The organism is Rhodococcus sp. IEGM 1330 (assembly GCF_033142445.1).
GTDB lineage: Bacteria > Actinomycetota > Actinomycetes > Mycobacteriales > Mycobacteriaceae > Rhodococcoides.
Genome location: NZ_JAWLSB010000014.1, coordinates 88,750 through 102,603, shown reverse-complemented (window position 1 = coordinate 102,603; position 13,854 = coordinate 88,750). Strand labels below are relative to the sequence as shown.

The 13,854-nt window shown below is 65.1% G+C and carries 14 protein-coding genes; 12 read left to right on the top strand and 2 right to left on the bottom strand.

Translation table 11 applies throughout. From position 1 onward, the window contains the following. Positions 1-337 precede the first annotated feature (337 nt). The 5 genes from R4P57_RS24985 to R4P57_RS24965 all read left to right on the top strand — a co-directional run bounded on the left by R4P57_RS24985 (position 338) and on the right by R4P57_RS24965 (position 6,417). Positions 338-1,960, top strand: coding sequence for an ABC transporter substrate-binding protein (locus R4P57_RS24985; RefSeq protein ID WP_317805561.1), 1,623 nt, complete (start codon positions 338-340; stop codon positions 1,958-1,960). 140 nt (positions 1,961-2,100) lie between these two features. Then, positions 2,101-3,024 carry an ABC transporter permease gene (locus tag R4P57_RS24980; protein ID WP_317805560.1) on the top strand — a complete coding sequence of 308 codons (924 nt, stop codon included), beginning with the start codon at positions 2,101-2,103 and terminating at the stop codon, positions 3,022-3,024. Next, the gene (locus R4P57_RS24975) at positions 3,017-3,955 is read left to right on the top strand and encodes an ABC transporter permease (protein WP_317805559.1); all 939 of its coding nucleotides are present in this window, start codon (positions 3,017-3,019) and stop codon (positions 3,953-3,955) included. Before R4P57_RS24980 ends, R4P57_RS24975 begins: the two co-directional genes overlap by 8 nt. 1 nt (position 3,956) lies before the next feature. Continuing rightward, positions 3,957-5,630 carry an ABC transporter ATP-binding protein gene (locus R4P57_RS24970; protein WP_317805558.1) on the top strand — a complete coding sequence of 558 codons (1,674 nt, stop codon included), beginning with the start codon at positions 3,957-3,959 and terminating at the stop codon, positions 5,628-5,630. A gap of 40 nt (positions 5,631-5,670) precedes the next feature. Further along, positions 5,671-6,417 (top strand): oxidoreductase, encoded by a 747-nt coding sequence (locus R4P57_RS24965; RefSeq protein WP_317805557.1) that lies wholly within the window; start codon positions 5,671-5,673, stop codon positions 6,415-6,417. 359 nt (positions 6,418-6,776) lie between these two features. Here the strand turns inward: R4P57_RS24965 and R4P57_RS24960 are convergent, their stop codons facing one another. Beyond that, positions 6,777-7,622: an HAD-IB family hydrolase gene (locus R4P57_RS24960; protein WP_411742437.1), complete on the bottom strand. Its 846-nt coding sequence runs from the start codon at positions 7,620-7,622 to the stop codon at positions 6,777-6,779. Between the two features lie 334 nt (positions 7,623-7,956). Here R4P57_RS24960 and ssd point away from each other — a divergent pair, with 334 nt between their 5' ends. From ssd to R4P57_RS24925, 7 genes are all read left to right on the top strand, one after another. Further along, a complete protein-coding gene (gene ssd / locus R4P57_RS24955; protein ID WP_317805555.1) occupies positions 7,957-9,072 on the top strand; it encodes a septum site-determining protein Ssd in 1,116 nt (371 codons plus the stop codon). Continuing rightward, a complete protein-coding gene (locus R4P57_RS24950) occupies positions 9,069-10,253 on the top strand; it encodes a TadA family conjugal transfer-associated ATPase (protein WP_317805554.1) in 1,185 nt (394 codons plus the stop codon). The genes ssd and R4P57_RS24950 overlap by 4 nt, the downstream gene beginning before the upstream one ends. Continuing rightward, positions 10,250-11,029 carry a type II secretion system F family protein gene (locus tag R4P57_RS24945; protein ID WP_317805553.1) on the top strand — a complete coding sequence of 260 codons (780 nt, stop codon included), beginning with the start codon at positions 10,250-10,252 and terminating at the stop codon, positions 11,027-11,029. The genes R4P57_RS24950 and R4P57_RS24945 overlap by 4 nt, the downstream gene beginning before the upstream one ends. Further along, a complete protein-coding gene (locus R4P57_RS24940; protein WP_317805552.1) occupies positions 11,026-11,598 on the top strand; it encodes a type II secretion system F family protein in 573 nt (190 codons plus the stop codon). The genes R4P57_RS24945 and R4P57_RS24940 overlap by 4 nt, the downstream gene beginning before the upstream one ends. A 63-nt stretch (positions 11,599-11,661) precedes the next feature. Next, positions 11,662-11,865, top strand: a complete 204-nt coding sequence (locus R4P57_RS24935) for a DUF4244 domain-containing protein (protein ID WP_317805551.1) — start codon at positions 11,662-11,664, stop codon at positions 11,863-11,865. A gap of 5 nt (positions 11,866-11,870) precedes the next feature. Beyond that, a complete protein-coding gene (locus R4P57_RS24930) occupies positions 11,871-12,200 on the top strand; it encodes a TadE family type IV pilus minor pilin (RefSeq protein ID WP_317805550.1) in 330 nt (109 codons plus the stop codon). Then, positions 12,197-12,544, top strand: a complete 348-nt coding sequence (locus tag R4P57_RS24925; protein WP_317805549.1) for an Rv3654c family TadE-like protein — start codon at positions 12,197-12,199, stop codon at positions 12,542-12,544. The genes R4P57_RS24930 and R4P57_RS24925 overlap by 4 nt, the downstream gene beginning before the upstream one ends. Positions 12,545-12,569: 25 nt before the next feature. Here R4P57_RS24925 and R4P57_RS24920 read toward each other — a convergent pair whose 3' ends face one another. After that, complete coding sequence (locus tag R4P57_RS24920; protein WP_317805548.1) at positions 12,570-13,832, bottom strand: alpha-hydroxy acid oxidase; 1,263 nt, start codon at positions 13,830-13,832, stop codon at positions 12,570-12,572. Positions 13,833-13,854 lie beyond the last annotated feature (22 nt).

Here is a 13,854-nt window from a genome sequence, read left to right as displayed (position 1 = left end):
GCAATCGGCTGCAACCCCTTGATCTGCGGTGATCGGTAGTTTCCGCACGCTGGGCGGTCATCGGGGGCATCGACGCCGCGCCTCAGCGACCCGGATGTCCGAAGTGTGAGAAATCGACTTGCCGAAACGTTTCGATCATGTTTCGGGCTTACTCACGGGTCAGCAAAATCTGGGGGAGTTCACATGTTCGTTTCAGGATGTGTCTAAAGTTCGTTCCATCAGATCGTTGGTACGGCTCACATGCCGTGTCTTGCGGTCGCCCACGAATCCCCGGGCGTCGCGCCCGAGGACCCTGAACACGGATGACCCCGTGTTCACATCTGGATGGAGGATTTCCTTGCGTATCAAACGTGCCGCGGTCGTCACCACGGCTGTGCTGATGAGTGCGAGCTTGCTCGCTGCCTGTGGCGGCGGGGGCTCGAGCTCCGGTGGCAGCGCCGACGGGATCTACAGCATCTACATCGGCGAGCCGGAGAACCCGTTGGTTCCCGGAAACACCACCGAGAGCGAAGGCAGCCAGGTCCTCAAGGCGCTCTTCACTCCGCTGGTCACGTTCAACGACGAAGACAACAGCGTCGAGTACAACGGCGTTGCCGAGTCCGTCGAGTCCGACGACAACATCACCTGGACCGTCACGCTCAAGGACGGCTGGACGTTCCACGACGGCACCCCGGTCACCTCGGAGTCCTACACGAAGGCGTGGAGCTACAACGCGTTGAGCACCAACGCATTCGGTGCCTCCTACTTCTTCGAGAACATCGAAGGCTACGCAGATCTGCAGGGCAGCGACACTGCCGAGCCCGCCGCGACCGAACTGAGCGGACTGAGCGTCGTCGACGACACGACCTTCACCGTCAAGCTCACCGGACCGTTCGCAATCTTCCCGCTGACGCTCGGCTACACCGCGTTCGATCCGCTGCCGGAGGCGTTCTACACCGACCCGACGGCATTCGGCGCCCGCCCCATCGGTAACGGCCCGTTCAAGGCCGACTCGGACTTCGTTCCGGGGCAGGGCTTCACCGTCACCAAGTACGACGACTACGCAGGCGACAACGCCGCCCAGTCCGCAGGCGTCAACTTCAAGGTCTACACCGAGCTGAACACCGGCTACAACGATATCCAGGGCGGCGGACTCGACATCATGCTCGATCTGCCCGAGGATGCCTGGGCCACCGCGCGAGATCAGTTCGGTGATCGCTACACCGATCGCGCTCGTCCCGACATCACCTCGCTCGGCTTCCCGACGTACGACCCGCGGTTCCAGGACCCGAACGTGCGCAAGGCATTCTCGATGGCCATCGATCGTCAGGCCATCGCGACCGCGATCTTCACCGATACCCGCACTCCGGCAAATTCGTTCGCCTCTCCGGTGGTCGAGGGCTACCGAGAGGACGCATGTGGAGCCGCCTGTGAGCTCAATGCCGACGAGGCCAACCGCCTGCTCGACGAGGCCGGCTTCGATCGCAGCCAGCCGATCGACCTGTGGTTCAACGCCGGTGCCGGCCATGACTCATGGATGACGGCCGTGGGCAACCAGATTCGCGAGAACCTGGGTGTCGACTACGCACTGCGCGGCGATCTGCAGTTCGCTCAGTACCTGCCGCTGCAGGACGCCAAGGGTATGACCGGCCCGTTCCGTTCGGCCTGGATCATGGACTACCCGTCGATCTACAATTTCCTGGCGCCGCTGTATTCCAAGGCAGCACTTGCGCCGGCCGGCAGCAACTACGTCTTCTTCGACGATCCGGCGTTCGACGCCAAGTTGGCCGAAGGTAACAACGCCGACAGCGTCGACGCGGCGACGGCCAAGTACCAGGAGGCCGAGGACATCCTGATTCAGCAGATGCCCTCCACCCCGCTGTTCTACGGCCTGAATCAGGCAGTGTGGTCCGATCGCGTCTCCGACGTCAAGATCGACAACACCGGCGACATCGTCCTCGAGGACGTTGTAGTCAGCTAACAACGGACACCGGTGGGTGGCAACGGACGTGACTCCGTTGCCACCCACCGGTTCGTTTCGGCGGTGGGCTCGACGCCTACCGAAGACCTGCGTCAGCGAGACCCGATTCGCAGGATCGCCGCATTCAAGGAGAAACCACAGTGGGTCGCTACATATCCCGCCGATTACTGTTGACGATTCCCGTCCTGATCGGCTCCTCATTTCTGATCTTCGCCATGGTCTACGCCCTTCCGGGTGACCCCATCCGTGCCCTCGCCGGAGATCGCCCTCTCGCGCCTGCCGTCGTCGCGCAGCTGCGCGACGACTTCAACCTCGACGACAACCTGGTCGTCCAGTACATCAAGTACATCGGTGGATTCTTCCAGGGCAATTTCGGCACCGACTTCTCCGGCCGCCCTGTGCTCGACACCATCGAGCGGGCCCTGCCAGTCACCATCAAGCTGACGATCGTGGCCGTGGTCTTCGAGACGATCATGGGTATCGCAGCGGGTGTGCTCTCGGCCCTGAAGAAGGGGTCGTTCTTCGACAACCTCGTGCTGGTGTCCACCACGTTGCTGGTGTCGGTTCCGGTGTTCGTCCTCGGCTTCATCGCGCAGTTCACGTTGGGACTCAAGCTCGGCATCTTCCCGATCTCGGGCATCAACGACGGCTGGTCGAGCTACCTGCTCCCCGGCCTCGTGCTCGCCTCGCTGTCGATGGCGTACGTCGCCCGACTGACCCGCACGTCCGTGGCCGAGTCGATGGCGGCGGATTACATCCGAACCGCGAAGTCCAAGGGAATCAGTAATCGGCGCATCATCGTGCGGCATGCGCTGCGCAACTCGCTGATCCCCGTCGTCACCTTCATCGGTGCCGACGTCGGCGGTCTGCTGGGTGGTGCGATCGTGACCGAAACGGTGTTCAACCTGCCGGGCCTCGGTCGCGCAATCTACGACGCACTGGCGCGTCAGGAAGGTGCCGTCGTCGTCGGCATCGTGACGCTGTTCGTGTTCTTCTACATCTTCTTCAACCTCGTGGTGGACGTTCTCTACGCGGTTCTCGATCCAAGGATTCGCTATGAATAAAGAAGATTCGAGCGCAGCTCAGCACGCCGCGGACGAAGGCCAGCCCGGCAACGTCATCACCGGGGAGGCCGTCGATCTGGTCGGCCAGGCCAGCCTGTGGGGGAACGCGTGGAAGTTCTTGCGCAAGAGCCCCTTCTTCATCGTCGGGTCGTTTCTTCTCGTCGTTCTGTTGGTCATGGCTGTCTTCCCGCAGTTGTTCGCGCGGGGAATCGATCCTCGGGTGTGCTCGCTGTCCGACTCTCGGCAGACCCCGAGCGCCGCACACTGGTTCGGCACCGACATCCAGGGGTGCGACTACTACGCCAATGTCATCTACGGAGCGCGGATCTCGCTGTCCATCGGTGTGCTCTCCGTCATCGGAGTTCTCATCATCGGCGTGTTGATCGGCGCTCTCGCAGGCTATTTCGGCGGCGTCACCGACAGCATCCTGGCTCGCTTCACGGATGTCTTCTTCGGAATTCCACTCCTGCTCGGTGCCCTCATCCTGTTGACGGTGACCGAACAGCGCACCATCTTCACCGTCTCGCTCGCCCTGGTCGTCTTCGGCTGGATGACGGCGATGCGGTTGGTCCGATCGAGTGTCATCGCGATCAAGAACAGTGAGTACGTCCAGGCCGCTCAGGCGCTGGGTGCGTCCACGTACCGAATTCTGGTGCGGCATATCTTGCCGAACGCCCTTGCGCCCGTGATCATCTACGCCACCATCTCGGTCGGTACGTTCATCGCGGCCGAGGCGACGCTGACGTTCCTCGGGATCGGACTGCAAGCTCCCGAGATCTCCTGGGGCCTGCAGATCAACCTCGGTCAGAACGTGTTCCTGACGGCGCCGCACCTGGTGCTGTTCCCGGCCGCGTTCCTCTCGGTCACGGTGCTCGCGTTCATCATGCTCGGCGACGCACTCCGTGACGCACTCGATCCGAAACGGAACTGACATGAGTATCCAGAAGGACACGGTCCTGACCGTCACCGATCTGACGGTCGAGTTCGAGGTCGAGAAGGTGTGGCGCAAGGCCGCCGATTCCGTCTCGTTCACCGTCGCTGCGGGTGAAGTACTCGCCATCGTCGGTGAGTCGGGTTCCGGTAAGTCGACCACCGCCATGGCCATTCCCGGTCTGTTGGCGGACAATTCGCGCGTCTCGGGCAGCATCGTGCTCGGCGACCGTGAACTGGTCGGCCTGCCGGAGAAGCAGCTGGCCCCGATCCGCGGCAAGAACGTGGCGGTCATCTTCCAGGAGCCGATGACGGCGCTCAATCCGGTGTACTCGATCGGCTGGCAGATCACCGAGGCCATCCGCGCGCACACCTCGCTGTCGAAGAAGGAAGCGAAGGCGCGGGCCGTCGAGTTGTTGAAGCTCGTCGAGATGCCGGATCCGGAGACCCGGGTGAACTACTACCCGCATCAGCTCTCCGGTGGTCAGCGTCAGCGCGCCATGATCGCCCAGGCGCTGTCCTCGGATCCGTCGCTGCTGATCGCGGACGAGCCGACCACGGCTTTGGACGTGACGGTTCAGGCCGAGATCCTCGACCTGATGCGCGACCTGCGTAACCGCATCGACGCGTCGATCGTGCTGATCACCCACGACATGGGTGTGGTGGCAGACATGGCCGACCGCATTGCGGTGATGAAGGACGGCGTGATCGTCGAAACCGATGCTGCGCAGAAGATTTTCAAGAATGCGTCGCATCCGTACACGCAGCAGTTGCTCGCCTCGGTTCCGCACCTGGGCAGCAGTATGGAGTCCGTGGCGGCGGGCACGATCGCCCAGCCGAGCGCCGTCGAGGACACGCGGGCACTGAGCATCGTCGACGGCGTCATCGAGTACCCGGGCCGCACCGTGTTCAGGGCAGTCGACGGGGTCAGCCTCGATATCGAGATGGGTGAGGTCGTCGGGCTCGTCGGTGAATCGGGCTCGGGCAAGTCAACGATCGGCAAGGCTGTGGTGGGGCTCAACAAGCTCACCGGCGGCACGCTGTCGATCGCGGGTGTCGACATCACCAAGGCGACGAATCGCGATCTGCGGTCGGTGCGAAGCAAGGTCGGCATCGTGTTCCAGGATCCGGGTTCGTCGCTGAACCCGCGCTGGCCCATCGGTCAGTCCATCGCCGAGCCGATGCTGCTGCACACCGAACTCGGTGCTTCCGAGCGGAACAAGAAGGTCGAGGAACTACTCGATCAGGTGCACCTGTCGCGGACCATGCGTAACCGGTATCCCCACCAGCTGTCCGGTGGGCAGCGCCAGCGTGTCGGTATCGCTCGGGCATTGGCACTGGAGCCGACGCTTCTGGTGGCCGACGAACCGACGTCTGCGCTCGACGTGTCGGTGCAGGCCAAGGTGCTCGAGCTGTTCAAGGAACTCCAGCGTGAGTACGGGTTCGCATGCCTGTTCATCAGTCATGACCTCGCTGTGGTGGAGGTGCTGGCCAAGCGCATCGCGGTGCTGAACAAGGGCAAGTTGGCCGAGTTCGGTACGACGGATCAGATTCTGCGTCGTCCGACCAACGAGTACACCAAGCGGTTGCTCGCGGCCGTCCCGGTGCCCGACCCGGCCGAACAGGCCAAGCGTCGTCAGGCGCGCGCCGAGCTGTTGGCGGCCGGAGCGAAGTAGGCGGGAACACCGAGTGGGGGAGGGGGTACCGTCGTCTGTCGTGACGGACCCCCTCGCCCCGCTGCTGGAACTGCCCGGAGTTCTCGACTCCGCCGAACGTGCGCGCGACGCTCTTGGCGCGGTGCATCGGCACAAGGCCAATCGTCGTGGGTGGCCTGCCACCGCCGCCGAGGCCGCGGTGCGTGCGGCACGCTCGTCGTCGACGCTCGAGGGCGGTTCGATGGACTTCCCCCGCGAGGGCGAAGAAGGCGACCCCATTCTGGCGGGTGCGCTGCGAGTCGCGGCCGCTCTCGACGGTGATGCGCTGCAGAACACGGTCTCGACGTGGAAGCGCGCACCGCTGCAGACCCTCGCACGACTTCACCTGTTGGCCGCAGCTGACCTCGTCGACGACGCCTCCGAGCTCGGCCGGCCCCGCAGCGACGCGGGTGTCGGTGATCGACTCGACCTGCTCGCTCAACTGGTGACCGGCGGAACGTCTGCACCTGCCCCGGTGATCGCGGCGGTGGTACACGGTGAACTGTTGACGCTCAAAGCTTTCGGAACGGCCGACGGCATCGTTGCGCGCGCTGCATCGCGACTGGTGGCAGCGTCGTCGGGATTCGACCCCCACAACCTCGGAGTGCCGGAGGTGAGCTGGATGCGTCGAGCAAATGCCTACCGAGACGGCGCGACGGGATTCGCCGAGGGCACGGCAACCGGCGTCGGGAGTTGGGTGATTCTGTGCTGCGGAGCATTCGAAGCCGGTGCGGCAGAAGCGACTTCGATTGCCGAAGCTGCTCAGTAGTGAGCACATAAAAGGGCGGCGATGCCGACTTGCGTCGACGTCGCCGCCCGTTAGCACGGAGCGCCTGGTTACCAAGCGTGCACAGGTGGGCTGTGATGGACTACCACGTGGCCTCGGCGAGAATTCGTCAGTGATGAGGTCATCCCTGCAACCGGTGCAGGGTTCTTGCTGATCAATGGCGAATGTCGCAGGCCCACAGCGCTTCTGCCATTAGGTGGCAAGCTCCGCGTGGGTGCCGGTGTCCGTGCTGGGAATCCGGGTTGGGAGAGCGAATCTTCTCTTCCGATTCGTTCTTGGCCTTCCGTTCTTCCGTACGTCATTTGTACCCCGTGACGCTCCTCACATCAAGGGGTTGGGCGTCATCTTTTTCTTCGGAGCAGTCCGTAGGTGATCGCGCCGGCCGCGAGAGCGCTGAAACCTGCTGCGGCACTTGCCGCTACGGTCTTGCCGGACGGGGTCTGGATTCGTGATCGCAGCGAGACCGGGTTGGAGAAGGTGAGAATCGGCCATCCGCGCGAGGCCGCTTCCTTGCGCAATGCGCGATCGGGGTTGACGGCCGTGGGATGCCCGACGGCGCGCAGCATCGGCACGTCGGTGATCGAATCGGAGTACGCGTAGCTCGACGTCAAGTCGTAATCGTGTTGCGCGGCCAGGGAGTTCATGGCGTCGACCTTGCCCTCGCCGTAGCAGTAGAAGTCGACCTCGCCGATGTACTTGCCCTCCACGGTCACCATCGTGGTGGCCATGCTGTGATCGGCACCCAGAAGCTCTGCGATGGGGTGCACGATCTCGTCGCCGGACGCCGAGACGATCACGACGTCGTGTCCGCGGAGCTTGTGGTCGGCGATGAGATCGGCGGCTTCGGCGAACACGAGGGGGTCGACGATGTCGTGCAGAGTTTCGGCGACGACCGCTCGCACCTGTTCGACGTCCCAGCCTGCGGTCATGCCCGCGATGTGCGCGCGCATGCGCTCCATCTGGTCGTGATCGGCTCCGGAGAGCAGGAACAGGAACTGCGCGTAGCTGCTCTTGAGAACGGCGCGCCGGTTGATAAGTCCTTGGTCGAAGAACGGCTTGCTGAATGCCAACGTGCTGGACTTGGCAATGATCGTCTTGTCGAGGTCGAAGAATGCCGCGACGCGCGCTGCGCGTCGGCCGGCCGGGGCGTCGTCGTTGCTCGCGCTCTGGGTCACGTTTGTCACCATAGTGGCCGGTGGTGACCGGTGGATGTTGCGTGGTGACACTGGCGGACTCGGTCCGACGCGGTCGAGAAATACGAACGGTTGAACTTGCAAACAAGGATGTCCACGGGTGTAGTATTTTCTACGAGCCCGGTTCATCCCGGGCGGTGTTCAGCCCGACCCCCCGGGGCTGAACCAGACGACCCTCGCCTCCTCCCCCCCTGGCGAGGGTCGTCCTCTTTTCCGGGGTAGGTCAAAAACTGGTACAGCAGTACCGGTATTCATCCACAGGCCCGGATCTATCCACATTTCCCCAAGTCGCGCGCATCTCGAGCACATTCTCACGCACGCTTGGCGCATGGAAACGGACTCGCGGCAGCGAATCGCGCACCCGGCAGTGACGATGTCGATCGAACTTCGCGGTCTCCGCGAGGACGTCTATCGAATCGCCGCGGCCGCGGATTGTGTTGTGGAAGAGCAGAACTTACTGGTCGGTATCGGTTCGACACGTTCGATGTGGGACCGCGGCGGAACAATTTTGATCGATTTCGCGTCCGCAGAGACGGCACTGTCGACCGGATTTCCGCGACGCTCGGGCGTCATTCTGGTCACGGACGCACCACCGACACTCGACGACTGGCGAATCGCCACATCGCTCGGTGCCGAGCATGTGATCTCCCTGCCGTGGGACGAGGACGCACTCGTGCGCATACTCGGCGAACCCGCGTCGGCACCGTCGGGAGACGGTGGAGTGATCGCTGTGGTCGGCGCTCGCGGTGGCGCGGGCGCATCCACGTTCGCCGCCGCGCTCGGACTCTGCAGCAGCCGTTCGGGTCGACGTGCACTCGTCGTCGAGGGTGACCGGTACGGCAGCGGCCTCGACCTGTTGCTCGGCTGGGAGAATGCTCCGGGTCTGCGGTGGTCCGGCTTGGTGGTCGAAGGTGGCCGAGTCTCCGGCGACGCTCTGCACGGGGCGCTGCCCTCCCGCGCCGGATTGTCGGTGCTGGCACTGGGCCGATCCGACGACCGGAGTGTCGGACTCTCCGCCGTCGCAGTGGCGGTTGTGCTCGATGCAGGACGCGCAGCGGGTGATCTGGTGGTGTGCGACGCTCCGCGTCATCCCAGCGACGTCTCCGACGCCCTGTATGCCGCGGCGGACCTCGTCGCGCTGGTACTTCCGGCCGAACTGCGAGCCGTGACGTCGGCTGAGGCGGTGGTAGCGCATGTGGTGGATCGAAATGCCAATGTCGGCCTGGTCGTTCGTGGGCCTGCTCCGGGTGGGCTGAGGGCCGACGACATCGCGGTCGCCCTCGGGCTTCCGCTGTTGACGTCGATGCGCGCCGAGCCCGCGTTGGCCGAGCGCCTCGAACGAGGAGGTCTGGTGCTGGGCCGACGTTCGCCACTGGCCGCGGCGGCCGATGCTGTGCTCGATACGTTCGCGCACAAGCCCGGTGGTCAGCGGTGGGCGGCATGAGCGCCGTCGTCACCGCGGATCTGCTCGACCGCGTCCGTGATCGCTTGGCGGCATCGGCCGACGCTCCGGTTCCCGCCACCGTCGCCGCAGCCATTCGAGCGGAAGCAGGTGGAGTCATCGGCGACACCGATATGCTTGCGGCCCTACGGGTTCTGCAAACCGAGCTGACCGGCGCGGGGCCATTGGAGCCGCTGCTGTCCGAGCCCGGAGTGACCGATGTACTGGTCACCGCACCGGATCAGGTGTGGATCGATCGTGGTCGCGGACTCGAGCGCACCGGGGTTCGTTTTCTCGACGAGGCTGCCGTTCGGCGGCTCGCGCAACGGCTCGCCCTCTCTGCCGGCCGTCGACTCGACGACGCGCAGCCCTGGGTGGACGGTCGACTGCCGGGCGTCGGGCAGGGGGCGTTCGGCGTCCGCCTGCACGCTGTGCTGGCACCGGTGGCGAGTGGGGGAACGTGTGTGTCGCTTCGGGTTCTGCGACCCGCGACGCAGGGACTCGCCGCGCTCCGTGCATCAGGAGCTGTGACCGAAGACGGGTACGAGCTGCTGCGTCGAATCGTGTTCGGTCGCCTGGCATTTCTCGTCGTCGGTGGCACCGGCGCTGGAAAAACAACACTCTTGGCCGCACTTCTCGGGGAGGTGGATCCGGCAGAGAGAATAGTCTGCGTCGAGGACGCGGCCGAGTTGGCACCGGCCCATCCGCACGTGGTTCGTCTGGTGGCCCGCGCACCCAATGTCGAGGGTGTAGGCGAGGTGTCGGTGCGGCAGCTGGTTCGGCAGGCCCTGCGAATGCGACCCGATCGCCTGGTGGTCGGTGAGGTGCGCGGGGCCGAGGTCATCGACTTGATGACGGCTCTCAATACCGGTCACGACGGCGGAGCCGGAACCATTCACGCGAACTCCCCGGCCGAGGTACCCGCCCGGCTCGAAGCTCTTGCAGCACTGGGCGGAATGGGGCGAGACGCGTTGCACAGCCAACTTGCCGCTGCGGTTCAGGTGGTGTTGCACGTCCACCGCAGCGCCGACGGTACTCGACGACTACGTGAAATCGGAGTGGTCGACGTCGATCCCACCGGGCGGGTGCACATCGCGGCGGCCTGGTCGGTAGATGCCGAACCGACGCCGGGTGAAGGCCGGCTCCTCGAACTGCTCGACCGCCGATGCGGTGACGCCCGATGACGGCCGCGGTCATGGTCCTTGCTGTGGCAGTCGCTCTGTGGCCGAGCAGCTTCCGTCGATTGCCCAGCGAAGTACGCACGGCGTCGAGCGCGCCGCGATGGATGGTGCCGGCCAGCTGCGCTCTGGTTGCGGCAGGGACGGTGTGGTGGTTCGGCGGAATCTGGGCCGTGGGCGCAGCAGCGGTGGCGGGCAGTACCGGATGGCGGCGCTATCGTCGGCGACTCGAACGCGACCGGCGGGCCGACGAATTGAACTGGCTCGCAACCGGAGTCGAGGTGGTCATCGGCGAGCTCCGCGTCGGGTCCCATCCGGCCACGGCCAGCGCAGTTGCGGCGGAGGAGTGCGGCGGCATCGCGTCGACGGCACTGCGCGGCGCGGCATCGCGGGCGCGGCTGGGCGGCAGGGCTGCCGACGGCATCGCTGCGTCCGATTCGTTGCTGGACGCGGAGCTGGCCCGATTGGCCGCCGCGTGGCGGGTAGCCGACGACCATGGACTCGCCCTCGCCGAACTCCTCGACGCTGTCCGCGAGGACATGCTGGGACGCAGACGATTTCGTGAACGAACGGACGCATCGCTCGCCGGGGCCCGTGCCACCGCGCTGGTGCTCGCCGGTCTACCGATCCTCGGAGTCGCGCTCGGACAGCTGATGGGCGCGAATCCGCTGCAGATTCTGCTCGGCGGTGGGCTCGGCGGAATGCTGCTGCTCATCGGCACGGCGCTGGGCTGCGCGGGACTGCTGTGGACCGATGCGATCACCGGCAAGGTGACGACGTGATGTGGGTGACGGTGCTCAGTGTGGCAACGGCGTTGATCACGCTGCCCTCGGCCGCGGGCGGGTTGCACAGACTGGCACCCGAGGGCCGCGCGTCCGCCGTCGCCGTCGACGCGCCGACACCCGACCCGCTCGCGGTGGCCACGACCTTCGATCTACTCGCCGCATGTCTGCGTTCGGGGCTGCCCGTATCGACCGCCGCTGCGGCAGCAGCGCATTCCGCTCCGACCTCGTTCGGTGTCGCGCTCCGCAAAGCTGCCGATCTGCTCGATCTCGGAGCCGATGCCGAGACCGCGTGGGACGCCGTCGCGCAGGATCCGGAGACCGAGGCTCTGGCCAGGATGGCACGGCGATCTGCCCGGGCCGGATCGTCCATGGCGTCGGCGATGACGGAACTTGCTGCAACCCAACGAACCCGGGCCGAAGATGCCTCGGCTGCTGCGGCCGAGCGCGCCGGCGTGCTGATCAGTGGACCGTTGGGGCTGTGCTTTCTGCCTGCCTTCATCTGTCTCGGCATCATCCCCGTGGTGATCGGACTGGCGGGCAACGTACTGGGCGGCGGTCTGCTGTGACCGGCGCACACACAAGTGTCCGGTGCGGAGATGCCGCATCGGAGAACAGGGAGGGGAATCGAGATGATCGAGAATGCACTGCAGGAGTTGAAGACTCGAATCGTGTTGTTCGGTGCGGAGGACGATGGCATGTCGACCGCGGAGTACGCGATCGGCACCATCGCGGCAGCGGCATTCGGGGCGGTGCTGTACACGGTGGTGACCGGGGACAGCATCGTGTCGGCCTTGACGGGGATCATCGATCGAGCGTTGAACACTGCTGTCTGATACCGGTGGGTGATGACGGTGCCGTGACGGTGGAGGCGGCGTTCGCGATCGCGTCCATCGTCGCGGTGATCGTGGTGTGTATCGGGGCGATCGTCTCGGTGACGATGCACATCGGCTGCGTCGATGCGGCCAGGGAGGCAGCTCGGTTGGCGGCCAGAGGGGATGCGGCCCGGGCTGTGTCGGTGGGGGAGCGGGTTGCGCCGGACGGGGCTCGGGTCACAGTGACGGAGGACGGGGAGTTCTTCGTCGCGCGGGTGGAGGTGGCGAGTCCGCTGCCGGGATTGACGCTGTCGGCTGAGGCGGTTGCTGCTGCGGAACCGGTTGCGCCCGAATGAGAATGCAGGACGACGATGGTGGGGCGACGGTGTTGGCGGCGCTCGCGATGTCGGCGTTGATTTCGGTGGTGGTGATGGTGATGCACGTCGGCTCGGCGGTGGGTGCTCGCCATCAGGCGCAGTCGGCGGCCGACCTTGCGGCGTTGGCAGGTGCCGGGGCTCTCGATCGTGGGGTGGCCGATGCGTGTGCGACGGCGCGATCAGTAGCGAGCAGGATGTCGACTGATTTGCGGGAGTGCACGATCGAGGAGTGGGACGTGATCGTGACGGTCGGACAACCGGTGTTCCTCGGGCGCTTCGGAATGTCCGACGCCATCGCCTCGGCGCGGGCGGGTCCGGGGTGACCGGACGCCCGCCCACCTGCAGCGGTCAGCTCGACGTGAAGGTGCGCGCACCGGATTGCAGAGGGGCGAATCGAGTGAGTTGAGTGACGTGCTCCGGGGTGAGCTCCGCGAGTGAATTGACCTGCAGCAGTTGCATGGTGCGGACTATTTCTTCGCGCAGGATCTCGATCATGCGGTCGACGCCCTCGCGACCTCCGGCCATCAGGCCGTAGAGGTACGCCCGCCCGACAAGTGTGAACGATGCCCCCATCGCGATGGAGGCGACGATATCGGCACCGTGCATGATTCCCGTGTCGACAGCGACCTCGAAGTCGGAGCCGACTTCGCGTACGACCTGAGGCAACAGGTGGAAGGGAACGGGAGCTCGATCGAGTTGTCGGCCGCCGTGGTTCGACAGGATGATGCCGTCGACTCCCAGTTCGGCCAGACGTACCGAATCAGCAACGGACTGAACACCTTTGACGACCAGCTTGCCGGGCCAGATTTCCCGGATGACGTCGAGATCCTCGAACGAGATCGAGGGGTCCATCGCCGAATTGAGGAGCTCCCCGACCGTGCCGCCGGTAGAGGACAGCGATGCGAACTCGAGCTTGGCCGTGGTGAGGAAATCCCACCACCACCAGGGACGGGGAATGGCGTTGGCGATCGTCGATGCGGTCAACTGCGGCGGGATGGAGAATCCGTTGCGCTTGTCGCGAAGGCGTGACCCGGCTACGGGCGTGTCGACTGTGAACAGAAGTGTGTCGAAGCCTGCTTTCGCGGCGCGTTCGACGAGCCCGAACGAGATGTCGCGGTCTCGCATGACGTAGAGCTGGAACCAGTTTCGCCCATTTGGATTGGTGGCCTTGACGTCCTCGATCGACGTGGTGCCCAGAGTCGAGAGGCAGAACGGAATTCCAGCAGCTCCGGCTGCGGCAGACCCGGCGTATTCACCCTCGGTCTGCATCAGGCGGGTGAATCCCGTCGGCGCGATGCCGAACGGGAGCGCGGACGGCCCACCGAACACCGTCGTCGAGGTGTCGACGTGGGAGACGTCCCGCAGGATCGAGGGGTGGAATTCGACGTCACGGAAGGCCTGACGAGCCCGCGAGAGCGAGATCTCGGCGTCTGCGGCACCATCGGTGTAGTCGAATGCCGCGCGCGGGGTGCGTCGACGGGCGATGGTGCGGAGATCGTCGATGGTGAGTGCGGCGTTCAGCCGTCGCCGGCGCAGGTTCAGATCGGGTTTCTTGAACGAGAGGACCTCGCGCAGGTCGGTAGCTTTGGGAATCTGCCGGGTGATGGGCATGTCATGGTCTCGATTCTGTGCA